Below are 16,242 nucleotides of genomic sequence, written 5' to 3'. Positions count from 1 at the left end.
ATAATTGACTGCAAACCGAATACTGTTCACTGCAAACTCAAAACATGATTGTAACTCCTTTAGATTCCGCTACACTAGACTCCAAAGCGCAATATGTATTCTATCATAAAATGGTAGACTTTGCTCTAAAGGAACTCATTGTAAGTGTTCAAAATCAAGGATTATGTAGCACACAAGAAGTTGTTTATTTTAAGCAGTTTTGTGATTTGTTATTGTATTCAGTCGAGGCTATGCGTATTAAATATATGTACGACGATGAAGACAATATGAAAGTAGATTTAACCGATTCTGGTTTCCCTAACTATTTGGAGTTTAGGTATCTTTTTAATGATTTATCCTTAAAAGAAGACTACATTTCTAAACTCAAAAATGTTAGCCAATTACAAGATGAGTTTTTACATGAGTTACTTCATAAAAAACAACCCATAAAACGAGAAAAACTGTTTCAAGCGGCTTCAATAGTTTATTACACCTCAGTAGAGCAAAAGTATATTTTTAATCGTTTTGTACAAGGTCGCATTATGGAAACACCAAAAGACGTTTCGCCTGAGTTTATGACCAGTTGGAGTTTTTATGATGTAGCACATAATAGGCCATTTATATGCTTCATGTACTTTGATTATAGTGGAGGACGAAATCCGTTAAAAGACAGAGATAAAATTTATGAAGTCTTAAAGACCACTGCGGACAGAGATATGGATTTAGACACTATGGCTTATGGAATAGACAGAAAGCTGCCTGAAGTACATCCAAAACACATTAAACGAATAGATTTAGGCCCTTTTCATAATGTATTTGCAAAAGATGAAAATGAAATTACTCATGCTATATTAGAAAGCATAGCCAAAAAAGAATTAAGTATAGAGTCGTATGCGTTGTCGCTGAGTATTGATGAAGTATTCTCAGGAAGTGAGTTTAAAGAAGGTAGCTTTTTCAATAAGCAAACCTTACAAAAGTGGAGCGAACCGATACATCAAAAATATGTATTTGCACCACATCGTATTATACAAATGCTGTATAACAAAACACCTGAAATTATGAATAGACTAGCTAAACCGCCTATTCAGGTTTCTGAATTAAAAATTAAAAAAACAACGTCATAACGAGGAACAAAGTGACGTGGTTATCTTTTAAACAAGAGATTACTTCATTTCATTTATAAATGACGACAAAATAGAAACATGGAACACAACTCAACATTTCCTATAAAGCAAACAGAACTTGATATGCTTCGTGATGAAGCAACATCGTATTTAAAAAGTGTACAGTGGGAGCAAGGTCAACGTGCAAAAAACAAAGACAAAGATGCTAAAGATGAATCTATTTTACTGTATTTGTCGCGTGCCAATAATGGAAGCAATGTTGAGTTGACTTCAGTTTCAAAAACCATATTAGCTTTAAAAAAACGCTTATTACCAGACTCTGTTGCTATTCCAATTCATTTAAATCAAACCTTATTTGCAGTTCAAGAAGGTATTACTTTGGGTATTTGGATTAAAGATAGTTACTATGATGCTTCAGGATTATCAAGTTTAAACGAGCGAAAATCTGCTTTAGATAGTTCAGGAAAACGAGAGTACGAAAGCAAAATGCAAACAGCAACAGCTTTTATGCTATATGCTACGGCTTACAATATTTTGCATAACCTTAAAACCGTTGCTTCAGATGATTTAAGCGTTATGAAGCAAAAATTTGCAGGTCTGCCAGAAGTATCTTTGTTATCACCATTAAAAGGAATTTCGTGTTGTCTTTATTATTACGACAAGTATTTGTCGCATCCAGATATTATAAAAAGCGATAAAGACGTTACCGATTTTACGGTTGTGTATTTTGAAGCCTTAATAGATGAAATCCAAATGCGTAAAAGCACGTTGGAGTACACCGAAACTATTTTAGATAGAACCTATAAATTAGAAAAATCAGACTTTGCTGTATCTGGTTGGGACAATGTATTTGCAGGAGCTGCCAAAAGTGTAGAGTTTAATAAAATTCAATTTGAACAAATAGTAGGTAACAGAGATGCAAAACACTTTGCACGACGTTTAACCGAGCGTATGTTAAGCTACGATTTTACAGCAAAAAAGAATCCATTTCAGGAACTAGGAGGTTTTATGCCAGTGTTTATGGGTTACGGAATTCCAGGAACAGGAAAAAGTATGCTTATTGCAGCTATTGCAACACGTTTAAAAGAGCATTGTGACAATCTTGATATTCCATTTTTATTCCATCCAATGCCTGATACGTTGATATCAACATTTCAAGGTGGATCTGCCGAAAAAATGGTAGAGTGGATGAAACCATTACAAGATCCTTCAAAACTCATTTTTGCTCCAATTGATGATGCTGAAAATAATCTTCAAGAGCGTACTGCACAAGGTGTTTCGGCAGGTATAAAAGAAGTAATAGGTGTGTTTTTAAGATATACCGAAGGTGCTTATGCTGTTAATTACGGTAATAGCTCAATAGGGTTATTTACCAACCTTCCAGAAATGTTGGATAAAGCAGTAATTTCACGTGTTCAAGGACGTTTTAAAATTGATGGAGCACGTACCGAACACGACTTTTTAGACCAAGATCATTTATGGTGGCGAAAATTACAAGACACTATGCCTGATTTTGTAAATATGCAAGGACCAGAAAATTACAGCTATCTACAAAATCAAGGATTAGCCAAGAGTATGGGCGATATCTTACAAAATATAGATAAACCTACAGAAGTTCGAGTTCATGATATATATGATCAAGTAGAGAAGCATTTTAAAACCAATGAGCATTTATTTTTTGCAAACTTATATAAAGAAATACAAGCTGTTTTTCCGTTTTTCTCGTCTAGAGATGTTCGTAATATACAAAGCGCTATATCTTTAAGGTTAACTGATTTTGATTTAGAAGAAGATTGGTTTAGTAACCCTGATTTTTACTTTAAAAAGGATTATGATACCAAACTCAATATGTTACAAGAATTGATGCGAACCAATATGAGAGGTTTGGATTTTTCTGAAATTCGTCGTCAAGAGGTTGTGCGTTATCTAGACAATGTTGCTACAATTGCAGATACTGATTTTAAACGAAAAGTAGATGCAAGAGTTAATCAGCTTAATATTGAATTGGAAGCAAGAACTCAGTTTGACAAAAAGTAATTTTACTGTCATTCCGCACTTGATGCGGAATCCAAAAGAGAATTAGAATAAAAATAAGATTTCCACTTTTGTGGGAAATAATTATGAATAAACTAAAAGCAGCAAATCTATATCAAAGTGAGCTACTTCCTGTAAGTGGTAAGTTGGTTGAGCGTTATAATGAGTGCTTAAAAACATTAGGGTTTTCGCCAACAGAGCTTACTAGTTTTTCAATTGATGGTATAGGTTGGAGCCCTGAAATTGCTGAAGAAAAAAAGGAATTACTTTACTTAAACCATGGCGAAGCCAATGCACATGCCATTATTATTTCTCCGTTGCAAAAAGGAAAACCTGTCTATTTGCCTACACATACGTTTGACAGAGAGTTAATGAAATTGGTTTTTAAAACCTATGGTAATAAAATAAACGATATAACTAGAGACTCGGCAATTTGTCTCGATTTTGATCAAGGTATCGATGCATTTTATGGACCTATGGATGTTTTAAAATACAAAACTATAAACATTCATTTTAGGTTAATAAACAACCTTAATAAAGCACAAAAAAAACAACACGAACTTATTGAGCAGTTTAAAGAAGGTAATAATTTTATTGATGAAACCTTACACGAAAAATTATTGCAATCGGCAAATACCTATGGAGATTTGCGTAACAGGGATTTAGAATTACCAGAACTTCAATATAGTGTGAGTTCGTTTTATACAAGAGCTTTTGGAGGTGTGTATGTGTTACGCGATTTTATTTCGGATATTATCGTGTTTGAAGATGAAAAATGGTACAAAGAAGCTATTAATGATACTACACACGATGTGTTGATGTACCATATCAATCATGATGAATTAATTGAAAAACTACGAAATCATTTAATTGCCGAATGCGATTTGGATGAAGTGGTTAAAACCCCAAGATACGATCGTGTAAAAAAATATGAACTCTCTCAACAACTTAAAGAGACTCAACACTCTCTAAAAGAAATATTTGAGAGTAAAATTTTATATAAGAGTTATTTAAATAAAATAGATATCAATGCACTTAAAAAAATTAATTGTGTAGAGTTATATTTAGAACGCTTAGAGGTTAGCAACGAGTATAAATTAAAAGATATGGTAGATGTTGATCTATACCATGCATTACACCAACCTCATTCATCTTTAGAGCCAATGCATCAGGATTTAATATGGAAGCTTTTAATAAATGTTTCTCCAAAGGATGTATTGTTTCTGTATTGGTATGATAAAGAGCAGTTTTATAAAACCTATGAGACTTGGGACGACTCGTTTAAAGATTGGGTAATTGACACTATACGTAACAATATTTAAATAAAATAGACTAATTTTATAAAGCATTCACTTAAAAAACAAACACATGGGACTAGATCTTGTAATTTTTATAGCTGCTATACTTTTTGGCATTTTCTTGTATTGGAGAGAGTCTAATGGTAATGGAGCATATCGTTTTGTGAATAAAATTGTAAACAGTAAAGAGTTACAAATGAAGCCTGATAGTAAAAAAGGATTCATTTATAAGCAAACCTTTATACCTAGATTAATTTTTGTTGTAGCCTTATTTTTGGTTGTAGCTGTGGCTGTTCAATTTTTAACTCCGTTTCAAATCTTTGGAAGCTATAATGGTGTTTCAGCTTTTGCTTCAGTTATTGTTGGTACACTTGTAGGAACTTACATTGCAAATTTTGTAATTAAATCAACTAAAATAATTGAAGAGAAAAGTGATTCTTTAGAAGATAAGTTTGATGACGCTGTTGAAAAAGGAAAAGACTTTATTGAAGACTTAAGAACTAAAGACAGCGATGTCAGTTCGAGCGCAGTCGAGAACAAAATCGAACCTGAAGCTGAAGCACCAAAAACTAACGAGAAAAGTGCTCGTGAACGCTTGAAGGATAAAGGATTGATGTAATTCACTAACAACTAAAAACTAAACATGAGACTATTCTGGAAAAACGGAAAGCCTGCAATTTTAACTTACATTTTATTAGTGTTGGCATTATTCTTCTTTAGGGACGATTATCAACCAGTTTTATTATTTCTTAGAAAATACATTTTCATTATCTTGTTAAGTGGTATAGTCTTGTTTTTTGGATTACGAAAGTTTAGAAAAACAGCAAGTACAGGTGGTCGATTAGGTATTTTGGGTATTTTGCTTGTGTTTTTTGGTTTGCTCTATGCAGTAGGATGGCATTTTAAAATGTACGATTACATGAAGACCTACAATGTCTTTAATCATTTAAATAAAGTTGAAATCAACGAGCTTCCTCTAACTCAAAACGAGCGTATACAACCACTTCGTAACATTTTTTCAATGGCAAACGAAAGTGTAGGAGAGACTAAAGACGTGTCGTTACCTCACTTAGTTCGTGTCGATGGTGAAAACAAATGGACTATGGCCATTCAACCTTCAGAAAAATATACATTACAACAAATAAGCGACAATACCGAAGAGGTTTTTTCAGTCTCTAGTACAACACCATTTCCTAGGTTTTCAAGTGAAAATCGTATTCCTGTAGTGTTTTCAATAGGTGAGTCTTTAAAATTTAGTAGAAACACTTACAACGCAGTAGTGCAACGTTTCAACCCTTGGATGTTGTTTAATTATGAACCTGGAGATGTGTTTTATATGAAAAACGATTCCGGAAAATGGGTAGAAGTAGTGAGTTTGATAAAATGGAAAGGGTTCTTGTTTCCTTATCCAACTTTTGGAGGTGTTATGGTTATTGATAATGGAGAACACGATATTAACGATTATTTTGAGCGTGTTTTAATAGGAAAAGGAACCTATATAAGTCCTGATGAAATGAACAACCATCCGTATTTAACACGTCAAAATACATTGTCTGAAAAAGTATCTCGCATACAAGCAGAATCTTTAAAATTCCTTGGAGGGTTTAGTGATCCACTACCTTGGAACATGGAAACAGCAGTGAAGATACCAGATTTACCAGACGATCAAAACGAACAGCCTTTTGTAACTGATTTTGATTTTTCTGACACAGACACCAATGCTTATAGCGGATTGTACCATTGGTTTGGTTTAGAGCCAGTTGGTGATGAGCGCACAAGTTTAACATTTAGTGTTTTTATTCCTGCAGATGGAACTGATAAGCTGTATTATTATGATCATGCAGCTAAAAAACAAGGTTATGCAGGTGTTTCGGCAATGCCTTTAAAAGTGATAGAATCTCGTAAAGAGTTTGACTGGACAGTAAATAAACCTGTTGAATTTAGACCTTATATAAAAGATATTGCAGGAAGAAAACGTATGTTCTTTTTAGGAACTATTTCGGCAATTCGTGAAGGTTCAGACAATTTTGATGGCTCTGCAACACCAGACTTAGCCTTAATTGATGCTGAATATAGAGATGTTATTTGGATTGATGTAAAACACCCAAGTCAATGGGATAAAACAGTTTATGACCAATTAAATGAAGCTTGGAGATCAAGTGAGGGTATTGGGTATTATTTTGTTGAACAGACAAAAGATATTGATATTGTTGAGCAAGCTATAGACTCGGTTTTGGCAATCCCTAGAGTAGATAAAAATGCTGAAGAAATTGAACGCTTACAACGTCAAATAGACTCTTTAAAATCTATTGAGAATTAAGACTGTTAGAATTCAAGATATGATTTAATTTGAAAAAGGAAGAGAAAATTGTTGAAACCTATTTTAAGTCTATTGGCTATAAAAATATAGTATTTGAACCGAAAGGAAACCGAACACCTGACTTTGAAATTGATGGTGAAATAGCAATTGAGGTAAGAAGATTAAATCAGTTGCATAGAGGGAAACCGTTAGAAAAGACAAGATTTAAACTTCTACCGAAAATTATACATCAAATAGAATCTTATGAGAATAACAATCATCTTAAATCTGCTTTTGTTGGAATAAGATACTTAAGGCCTATTAATTTTAGCAAGAGGCTTAGATCGGAAATAAATTCTATTCTTCAAAATCACTCCTCGATTATAGAGTATTCAAGAGAATACAGAGTTAACAATAATCTTGAGTTAAGTATATTTCCATCTCCTGAAAGACTTGACGTAATGTATCATTTTGGGTATTCAGTTGATCTAAATGAAGGAGGTATGGTGTTAGAAAATATACACCAAAGTTTGAAAGCTATAATATCTGAGAAGTCCGAAAAGATAAAAAAATATAAAGATGAATATAAGTTTTGGTGGTTGGCTCTTGTAGATAATATTGGTGGTGGTTTAAGTGATTCGGAATTAAGTAAATTAAAGGATAAAATAGATTTTGATTTAAAATTTGACAAAATATTTATCATTTCTAACATAAATCCACTTAAAGGGTCTTCAATTTAAACCTTTAAAATCATCTTTATATCACTACGTTTATAAGGAGAATTTTCTTCAACAGGAATTTCTATAAAACCATATTTTCGGTATATATAAATAGCGTTTTCCAACTTGGTGTTAGAGTACAACATCAAAGCTTTAAACTGATGTTGTTTTGCGAATTCTATACAATATTGCATAAGTTGCTGCCCAATTTTATAACCACGATGTTTTGGTGAAACCGCCATTTTAGTGAGTTCAAACACATTTTTAGTACTAGTTGGCATTAATGCAACAGTTCCAAGAATAGTTTCATTAAGTTTAGCAAAAAAGATAAAACCGCCTTTATTAATGATGTACCCTTCAGGTTTACTTAAGACTTCTTCATCGTAAGGTTCTACATAAAAATAAGTTTTAAGCCATTCAATATTCAAATCATAAAAATGTTGAGAATATCTACTATCAAAAGGTATGATTTCAGTTTGCATGAGCTTTAATAAAATCGGTAATCAAATAGGTGATTAATTTTCCAACTTGGGTTTCGGTTTCTAGAGTAGGAGCAGCTTCGCAAATATGCAAATATTTTGCACTTTCATGCGTACCAAAAAAGGAGGCAAACTGTCGTGCTTTGTTAGTGCTAAAACCACTTGGTGTCATTGCACTGCTTGGAATATTCAATATAGCATCGCAATCTATTTCAACACCAAAAGCACTACCAGAAACATGCTCTAAAGCACGTTGCATCTCTGCTTTAAACTTAAGCTCTTTTCTAATTTGTATAGCCTCAAAAGTATTATATGCCACAGATTTTACTTTATCTAAAGTTTTAAATGTAGTTGAAGATGTATAGTTTTCGTGCAAGCCAAACACAAAATAGTTTTTCAAAAAGCCTTCAGCGTAAGCATAACTAAATCCATTGCCACTGTGTCGGCCTTCTTCAGCTCTAAAATCACTATGCGCATCAAAATTTACAGCGTTAATTGTTGAGTTTAGCGCTAGCGAAGTTCCTTTAATATTTCCGTAGGCATTATTGTGTCCTCCACCAATAACAATTGGTGTTTTACCTGCTTTAACTATTTGATGGATTAAATGTGAAACTTGTTTGTCGATTTTAGCTACTTTTCGACGTGCTTTAGCAATATCCTTTTTGTTGGTTTTATCTAAGTTTTGAAGTTTTTGTAATGATTTAGAATAGTCTAAATGACCTAGGATAACTACTTTACTAGCATTTAAAAACGCGTTACTTTGTATATTTGTTAAAATTTTTATTGTAGCATCCCATGCTTTTGAAGTGCCTGTATTTCCTAGGTTTCCAAAGACTCCAATGTCTTCAGAAATACCAAAAATTACATAGTCAACATCTAAATTTACTAATTCATCGTATATATTAGTGGAGTTAGGAAGTAAAATAACTTGTTCTCCAAACTTGGTTTCGCCTGAGCGTTTTTTTAAGATGGTTTTTAAAGTATCTTTATCAAAAAGTATAAGGTTGTCCATATTGGAAATGTTATTAAAAAATAATAATTAAAAATACAGTTTTATTTATTTTCAGGCTTAAAATTAAATTTAATTAAAAGATTAAAAACAAGAATTAACGTTTAAATAATTTAAAAAGAAAAAACAATGGAGAATTCAAACAGTAAAAGTACAGGATTAAAAGTTGCTTTAGGTATTTTGTTGGCTCTTTTCTTAGGAACAGGATTTTATACCTCTAAACTTTATAATGACAAGAAAGAAACCGAAGCAGTTTTAACCAAAGAAAAAGAACAGGTAATGGCAGACCTAAATAACATGGCTAAGCAATATGATATTGCTATTGGCGAGAATGAAGTTGCCAATCAAAATTTAGTTGAGGCTAGAGCACGTATTGAAGGCTTAATGGACTCACTAAAAATATCTCAAAATAGTGTTAACAGTTTATGGAGATACAAAAAACAATTTTTAGCATTACAAGAAGAAATGGATGTATTGCTAGCTGAAAATGACAAGCTAAAAGTAGAAAACTCTTTATTAGCAACATCATTAGATAGTACTCAGTTACAATTAGCAGAACGTACAATGTTTACTGATTCATTATTAGTACAAAATACTGAGTTAGCAACAGTAGTTGAAAATGCTGCAGTATTACAAACAGTTGGACTTAAAGCGTACGGAGTTATTGAGAGAACTTCAGGTAAATTAATACCAACAGAGCGTTCTAGAAGAAGTGATAAAATTAGAGTTTGCTATACTGTTGCTAAAAACACTTTAGTAGGTGCAGGTGATAAAGAATTATATGTTCAGGTATTAGATCCTAATGATAATGTACTTGGTGCTAACGAGCAAATACAGTTTGAAGATAAAATATTAAACTATAGCTTGGTGAGTAAATTTAACTACGAAAACAGAAGTTTAAACATTTGCGAATTTGTAGCTCCTAACAACGATGAGTTTGAAGAAGGACGTTATACAGTAAATGTTTTCAATGAAAAAGAATTAATCTCATCAACTGAGTTTACATTGAAATAAGCAAATTAATTGATTGATTGTAAAAAGCCGAATGAAAACACTTTCATTCGGCTTTTTTATTTTAATCTAATCTAATCTAATACCATTAATAATAACTTCATCAATTAAGTTTTCTCCAAACGCATAAGGAATAAACTGGTAATTAGGAATCTCTTTTGTAATGATTATATTCGCTTTTTTACCTCTACAAATACTGCCATACATATTGCTTAATCCCATTGCATAAGCACCATTTATGGTTGCGGCATTTATAGCTTCTTCAGGTGTCATTTTCATTTTTATACATGCAGTACTTACTACAAAATTCATATTTCCACTAGGTGTCGAACCTGGATTATAATCGGTTGCTAATGCTAGTGGTAAGCCTGCGTCGATCATTTGTCTTGCAGGTGTATAAGGAATACTTAAAAAATAGGAGCAAGAGGGTAGAGCAACAGGCATTGTATTACTGTTTTTAAGTGCTTCAATATCTTCTTTATTCATTTCTTCTAAATGATCTACTGAAAGCGCATCATATTTCACTCCTAAAGCTACACCTCCAAAAGCATTAAATTGGTTTACATGTATTTTAGGTTTTAAACCATGAGCGACACCTGCTTTAAGTATTCTTTCTGTATCGTCTAGGTCAAAATAGCCTTTTTCACAAAATACATCAATGTATTCGGCTAGGTGCTCTTCTGTAGCTTTTGGTATAAGTTCGTTTACTACCAAATCTACATAAACACTTTTATTATTACTGTATTCTTTAGGAACAGCATGAGCGCCTAATAGTGTAGGCTTAATAAAAGCAAGCGATTCGCGTTTTAATCGTTTTATCACTCGCAACATTTTAAGTTCTGCATCAACGGTTAAGCCGTAACCCGATTTTATTTCGACAGTACCAGTACCTAGTTTTATGACTTCATTAAGACGTTTTAGTGATTGTTGGTAAAGTTCTTCTTCGGAAGTATTTTGAAGTTTTTCAGCAGAATTTAAAATACCACCACCATTATTGGCAATTTCTTCGTAGGACAAGCCATTAATTCTATCTACAAATTCTCGCACTCTATTTCCTGCGTATACAATGTGTGTATGAGAATCGCACCAAGAAGGCATCACCACTTTTCCTGTGGCATCAATAACTTCATCAGCATCAATATCTTGGTAATCGTCCATTGAGCCATACTCAACTATAGTATCATGCTCAATAAATAAGTAGGCGTTTTTTATTACAGGAAGTGTTTTCATGTCACTGCCTTTTACAATGGTAACATTGGTATCACGAACTTGAATAAGTTCTTTTATGTTGGTTATTAGTATTGACATAGCTAAGGGTAAAATCATAAAATTAACAAAATTACTTCTGTTATCAGGAAATGGCATCGAAAATTTTTCTAAATACGATGTATAAAAAAAGCGCTGACTGTCTGTCAACGCTTTCTATAAGATGTATTTAAAAGTTTATTCTTTAACAAACTTAAAAGTTTTATTATACCTTTCAAATTTGATAATGTAAATTCCATTGTATAGAGATGATACATCTAAAGGGTTATTTGGTGAAATAGTTGAATTAACAACGTTTTTTCCTAAAATATCATAAACTGATACATTGTAATTTTCATTATTAGGAGACTTAACATAAAGCTCATTTTTAACTGGGTTAGGGTAGATGTTAAAAGTGTTTAATATAGAGCTATTTAGACCTAGAGAATATTTAGCATTTTTATACCAATTTAAATCGTTTTCATTAAAGGATACTGCAGCAATATCCATATCAGTGTCATTATCAAGATCGTTTATTGAAAAAGAAAATATTTGACTAGTGCTTGTACTTATGATGTTTTCTGAACTATAGACACCATTGTTTAAGTTTCTAAACCATACAAGGTCAGGTTCGGTTGCATTACTTGCTCCATTAGCAGTAACAACATCTTTTAGTCCATCGTCATCTAAGTCTTCAAAACCAATGAACGAAGGATTGTTAATTGATGTTGTTAAAGTAGTTCTGGTATAAGTTCCGTTCGTTTCTTTTTTATACCAATAAAGGTAACCAGTAACGCCACCATCTCCAATGTCAGTAACTAATATATCGATGTTATTATCATTGTCAACATCAGCAAATTTTGTGTAAAAAACATAATACAAACCACTGTCAACAGTATTGGTGTCTTTGGTATATGTTACAGTTCCATTTTGTATAAAGTTGTTATAATATACTTCGACTGTACCATTTCCATAGGAATATATATTAGTAATTACCATGTCAAGATCAAGATCATTATCAAAATCAATAATATCTATATGTCCTGGATAGCTATTTGCAACAGAAATTAAAGTTTGAGCAGTTGAAAAACTACCTCCTCCAAGGTTTGAATACCAAACTGTTTGACCAGCATAATATAAAAGAACAACTAAATCTCTAGTACCATTATTATCAATATCAGCAAAAACCATACTTACTGGTGAAGATGCATTAGCAATCAATTGTTCTGTGCCGAAATTACCGAAGCCATCATTTTGAAACCATACAATCTTATTACCGTCTAAAGAGCCAGCAACAATATCAATATGATTATCACCATTGACGTCCTCTAAAACTAAAGCATAAACAAAAGAAAGCGTTGTAGATACTTGTGTTTGTTCAGTAAATGTACCGTCTCCATTATTTTTATATAATTGTATTCCAGTACTGGTTTGAGTGGTTACTACAAGTTCTGGATATTGATCATTATCAAGATTAGCAGACTCTATAATATAAGGAGTATTATTAGTTTCAGTATCAATAGGCATTTTTGACGAAAATGTAGTTTGCGCAGTTGAAGTAGCCAATAATAAAGCTCCAAATAGTAAAGTAAGTAATATTCTTTTCATAGATATTGTGTGATTGAATTAGCTGCTAATATATTGATTTATTTCATGTTACCAATCATGTCTTCTGGTTTTACCCATTCGTCATATTCTTCAGCTGTAACATAGCCTAAATTAATTGCTTCTTCTTTTAATGTAGTTCCATTTTTATGAGCTGTATTAGCAATTTCAGCAGCTTTGTAATAGCCTATTTTAGTATTTAATGCTGTTACAAGCATTAAAGAATTGTTTAGTAGCTGCTTTATTACTGAATGATTAGGTTCAATACCACTAGCGCAGTTTTCTTCAAAGCTTACACAAGCATCTCCTATGAGTTGAGCAGATTCTAAAATATTTGCAGCCATCATAGGTTTAAAAACATTTAATTCATAATGTCCTTGAGTGCCACCAACAGTAATAGCAACGTCATTACCCATAACTTGCGCACAAACCATTGTAAGAGCTTCACATTGTGTTGGGTTAACTTTTCCAGGCATAATTGAGCTACCAGGTTCGTTAGCAGGAATTATGATTTCTCCAATACCAGAACGAGGTCCTGAAGCCATCATTCTAATATCATTTGCTATTTTATTTAATGATACCGCAAGTTGCTTTAAAGCACCATGAGTTTCAACAATTGCATCATGAGCAGCTAGAGCTTCAAACTTATTTTCAGCAGATACAAATGGAAGGTTAGTAAATTTAGCAATGTATTGTGCTACCAGTTCGGCATAACCCTCAGGAGTATTAAGACCAGTTCCAACAGCTGTTCCTCCTAAAGCTAACTCAGCAAGGTGAGGTAAAGTGTTTTCAAGTGCTTTTAAACCATGGTCTAATTGTGAAACATAACCTGAAAACTCTTGCCCTAAAGTTAAAGGTGTTGCATCCATAAGGTGTGTTCTACCAATTTTTACACAGTCTTTAAACTCAATAGATTTTGTGTGTAAAGTGTTTCTAAGTTTTATAACTCCTGGAATTGTAGTTTCTACAACTTTTTTATAAGCTGCAATATGCATTCCTGTAGGGAAGGTATCGTTTGATGATTGTGATTTGTTAACATCGTCATTAGGTTGGATGGTTTTATCGCCTTCACCAATAACTTTACCAGCAAGTTGATGTGCTCTATTGGCAATAACCTCATTTACGTTCATGTTGCTTTGTGTTCCTGAGCCTGTTTGCCAGATTACTAACGGAAACTGATCGTCGTGTTTTCCTTCTAAAATTTCATCACAAACTTGAGCAATTAAATCGCGTTTTTCGTCTTCTAAAACACCTAACTCATTATTAGTATAAGCAGCAGCTTTTTTTAAATATGCAAAACCATATACTATTTCTAAAGGCATAGAAGCTGGTGCACCAATTTTAAAATTATTTCTTGAGCGCTCAGTTTGCGCTCCCCAAAGTTTATCTGATGGGACTTTTACTTCTCCCATCGTGTCTTTTTCTATTCTATAAGTCATGATGTTTGTTTTATTAGATGCACAAATTTAACATTTTTCATCGTTCTTTTAGGTTTTAAAAGCATGAAGTTATGTGCTTAAATATTAAAAAAAACTTAAATATTTTTAATTCCTACTAGTTTAGTAGATTAATGAGTATCTTTATACTTTAATTTTTAAAATCATAAACATGGCAACAATTAGATTAGGAGATGTAGCACCAAACTTTACAGCGCAATCTTCAGAAGGACAGATTAATTTTCATGACTGGTTAGGTGATGGTTGGGGAATCTTGTTTTCGCATCCTGCTGATTATACTCCAGTTTGTACTACAGAGCTTGGTACTGTAGCTAAATATAAATCAGAATTTGATAAGCGAAATGTTAAAGTAGTAGCGTTAAGTGTTGATGGAGTAGAGTCTCATAAAGGATGGATTAACGATATTAATGAAACGCAAAACACAACAGTTAACTTTCCAATAATTGCTGATGAAGATCGAAAAGTATCAGAACTTTATGATATGATACATCCTAATGCAGATAGTAAATTAACTGTTCGTTCTGTATTCGTGATTGATCCTGATAAAAAAGTAAAACTTATTATTACTTATCCAGCTTCAACAGGTAGAAATTTTGATGAGTTATTACGAGTTGTCGATTCGTTACAGCTTACAGCTTATCATAAAGTAGCTACACCTGCTAACTGGAATAATGGAGATGACTGTGTTATCGTTCCTGCGGTTGCTGATAAAGATATTCCTGAGCTTTTCCCTAAAGGACACAAAGTTGTAAAGCCTTATTTGCGAACAACTCCACAACCTAATTTAGATTAGGATCAACAATTAAAAAGATTAAAAAACATCATGTAGTCAATTCATGGTGTTTTTTTATATTTATAAATCAAAAATGGTTTATATATGAAGCAAGTTATAGTAGTCCTTTTTTTAGTTTTTACAGTTTCTTTTTCTTTTTCGCAAACCGAAGTTAAATCAAAACCATTAACGATAGGAGAGGTAAAAACAATTCATTCAAAGGTTTTAAATGAAAACCGAACACTGAATGTGTATTTGCCATCAACTTATGATGCAGCTAAAGCATATCCTGTTATATATCTTTTAGATGGCTCAATCAATGAAGATTTTATTCATGTCGTTGGCTTAGTGCAGTTTTTTAATTTACAGTTTAAAATGCCTGATGTTATTGTTGTAGGTATTGCTAATGTAGATAGAAAACGCGATTTCACATTTCATACAAATTTAAAATCTCTAAAAAAAAATTATCCAACAACAGGACACTCTAAATCGTTTATCACTTTTTTAGAAACCGAATTGCAACCTTACATTGAAAAAACCTATAAAACTACTAATGAGAAATATTTAATTGGCCAATCATTAGGAGGTTTGTTAGCCACTGAGGTTTTATTGAAAAAACAGTCATTATTTACGCATTACTTAATTGTTAGTCCTAGTTTATGGTGGGATGATGAAAGTATGCTTAACGAAGCTAATATGTTGTTTAGTCACCAACCAGATGTTGAAACGTATGTGTATGTTTCAGTAGGGAAGGAAGAAGACCCAATTATGCAAAGAGAAGCTAGTGCAATTGCTGAAGTTTTAAAATCCTCAGGTAAAGAACATTTAACAGTTGATTATTTACTAATGGACAATGAAAATCATGCTACTATTTTACATAGAAGTTTGTATGAAGGTTTCTTAAAATTGTTTCCATACAAAGATTAGTGAAAAAGAGTAGTGAATAAGCTGTTAATAAATTTTAGTTTCGTATTGTAAAACAAAACACTTTGTTTTATCTTTGCATCAACAACAAAAAAATAGCACATGTTTGAATTTGATCAATACTTAGGATTTTTAGCATTTTTAACCATTTTAACAATTGGATTTTGGTTAATGATATTTTTATTGACTTTCGTAATCCCTTACTGGATTTTTGGTGCTTCAATTGAAAGACTTAAAGAAATTAGAGCTGAAAAGAAAGCTCAAAGATTACAACAATAATTTTTCTA

Annotated in this window: 15 protein-coding genes; 10 read left to right on the top strand and 5 right to left on the bottom strand. The window is 32.4% G+C overall.

Annotation, left to right across the window (positions count from 1 at the left end):
* Nucleotides 1-44: 44 nt before the first annotated feature.
* The 6 genes from DMZ43_RS06915 (at nucleotide 45) to DMZ43_RS06890 (ending at nucleotide 7,474) form a co-directional block, all read left to right on the top strand.
* Nucleotides 45-1,103: a hypothetical protein gene (locus tag DMZ43_RS06915; protein WP_131506895.1), complete on the top strand. Its 1,059-nt coding sequence runs from the start codon at nucleotides 45-47 to the stop codon at nucleotides 1,101-1,103.
* A 78-nt stretch (nucleotides 1,104-1,181) separates the two neighbouring features.
* The gene (locus DMZ43_RS06910) at nucleotides 1,182-3,140 is read left to right on the top strand and encodes an AAA family ATPase (RefSeq protein ID WP_131506893.1); all 1,959 of its coding nucleotides are present in this window, start codon (nucleotides 1,182-1,184) and stop codon (nucleotides 3,138-3,140) included.
* An 83-nt stretch (nucleotides 3,141-3,223) separates the two neighbouring features.
* The gene (locus DMZ43_RS06905; protein ID WP_131506891.1) at nucleotides 3,224-4,459 is read left to right on the top strand and encodes a DUF6638 family protein; all 1,236 of its coding nucleotides are present in this window, start codon (nucleotides 3,224-3,226) and stop codon (nucleotides 4,457-4,459) included.
* A 46-nt stretch (nucleotides 4,460-4,505) separates the two neighbouring features.
* Nucleotides 4,506-5,054, top strand: coding sequence for a hypothetical protein (locus DMZ43_RS06900; RefSeq protein WP_131506890.1), 549 nt, complete (start codon nucleotides 4,506-4,508; stop codon nucleotides 5,052-5,054).
* Nucleotides 5,055-5,078: 24 nt separating this feature from the next.
* Entirely contained in the window at nucleotides 5,079-6,755 is a 1,677-nt protein-coding gene (locus tag DMZ43_RS06895) for a DUF4199 domain-containing protein (protein ID WP_131506888.1), read from the top strand.
* Between the two features lie 29 nt (nucleotides 6,756-6,784).
* On the top strand, nucleotides 6,785-7,474 hold the full coding sequence (locus tag DMZ43_RS06890) for a hypothetical protein (protein WP_131506886.1): 690 nt from the start codon (nucleotides 6,785-6,787) through the stop codon (nucleotides 7,472-7,474).
* On the opposite strand, the gene DMZ43_RS06885 is transcribed toward DMZ43_RS06890, so the two are convergent.
* Both DMZ43_RS06885 and DMZ43_RS06880 read right to left on the bottom strand, forming a co-directional pair.
* The gene (locus DMZ43_RS06885) at nucleotides 7,471-7,935 is read right to left on the bottom strand and encodes a GNAT family N-acetyltransferase (protein ID WP_131506884.1); all 465 of its coding nucleotides are present in this window, start codon (nucleotides 7,933-7,935) and stop codon (nucleotides 7,471-7,473) included. The genes DMZ43_RS06890 and DMZ43_RS06885 overlap by 4 nt on opposite strands.
* Entirely contained in the window at nucleotides 7,925-8,944 is a 1,020-nt protein-coding gene (locus tag DMZ43_RS06880) for a formimidoylglutamase (RefSeq protein WP_131506882.1), read from the bottom strand. The genes DMZ43_RS06885 and DMZ43_RS06880 overlap by 11 nt, the downstream gene beginning before the upstream one ends.
* A 126-nt stretch (nucleotides 8,945-9,070) precedes the next feature.
* Between DMZ43_RS06880 and DMZ43_RS06875 the strand changes: the two genes are divergently transcribed.
* The gene (locus tag DMZ43_RS06875) at nucleotides 9,071-9,955 is read left to right on the top strand and encodes a chromosome partitioning protein ParA (RefSeq protein ID WP_129760198.1); all 885 of its coding nucleotides are present in this window, start codon (nucleotides 9,071-9,073) and stop codon (nucleotides 9,953-9,955) included.
* 66 nt (nucleotides 9,956-10,021) lie between these two features.
* Here DMZ43_RS06875 and hutI read toward each other — a convergent pair whose 3' ends face one another.
* From hutI to fumC, 3 genes are all read right to left on the bottom strand, one after another.
* The gene (hutI, locus tag DMZ43_RS06870; protein WP_131506880.1) at nucleotides 10,022-11,260 is read right to left on the bottom strand and encodes an imidazolonepropionase; all 1,239 of its coding nucleotides are present in this window, start codon (nucleotides 11,258-11,260) and stop codon (nucleotides 10,022-10,024) included.
* 135 nt (nucleotides 11,261-11,395) lie between these two features.
* Complete coding sequence (locus tag DMZ43_RS06865; RefSeq protein ID WP_131506879.1) at nucleotides 11,396-12,805, bottom strand: T9SS type A sorting domain-containing protein; 1,410 nt, start codon at nucleotides 12,803-12,805, stop codon at nucleotides 11,396-11,398.
* Nucleotides 12,806-12,843: 38 nt separating this feature from the next.
* Nucleotides 12,844-14,241, bottom strand: coding sequence for a class II fumarate hydratase (gene fumC / locus DMZ43_RS06860; protein ID WP_129760195.1), 1,398 nt, complete (start codon nucleotides 14,239-14,241; stop codon nucleotides 12,844-12,846).
* A gap of 169 nt (nucleotides 14,242-14,410) precedes the next feature.
* Between fumC and DMZ43_RS06855 the strand changes: the two genes are divergently transcribed.
* The 3 genes from DMZ43_RS06855 to DMZ43_RS14945 all read left to right on the top strand — a co-directional run bounded on the left by DMZ43_RS06855 (nucleotide 14,411) and on the right by DMZ43_RS14945 (nucleotide 16,234).
* Entirely contained in the window at nucleotides 14,411-15,052 is a 642-nt protein-coding gene (locus DMZ43_RS06855) for a peroxiredoxin (protein ID WP_131506877.1), read from the top strand.
* Between the two features lie 84 nt (nucleotides 15,053-15,136).
* Nucleotides 15,137-15,958, top strand: coding sequence for an alpha/beta hydrolase (locus DMZ43_RS06850; protein ID WP_131506875.1), 822 nt, complete (start codon nucleotides 15,137-15,139; stop codon nucleotides 15,956-15,958).
* A gap of 99 nt (nucleotides 15,959-16,057) precedes the next feature.
* The gene (locus DMZ43_RS14945) at nucleotides 16,058-16,234 is read left to right on the top strand and encodes a hypothetical protein (RefSeq protein WP_165353684.1); all 177 of its coding nucleotides are present in this window, start codon (nucleotides 16,058-16,060) and stop codon (nucleotides 16,232-16,234) included.
* Nucleotides 16,235-16,242 lie beyond the last annotated feature (8 nt).

Origin of the sequence: Meridianimaribacter sp. CL38, assembly GCF_004328055.1 — a bacterium.
Taxonomy (GTDB): Bacteria; Bacteroidota; Bacteroidia; order Flavobacteriales; family Flavobacteriaceae; genus Gaetbulibacter_B; species Gaetbulibacter_B jejuensis.
This window is presented reverse-complemented; position numbering and strand designations above follow the sequence as displayed.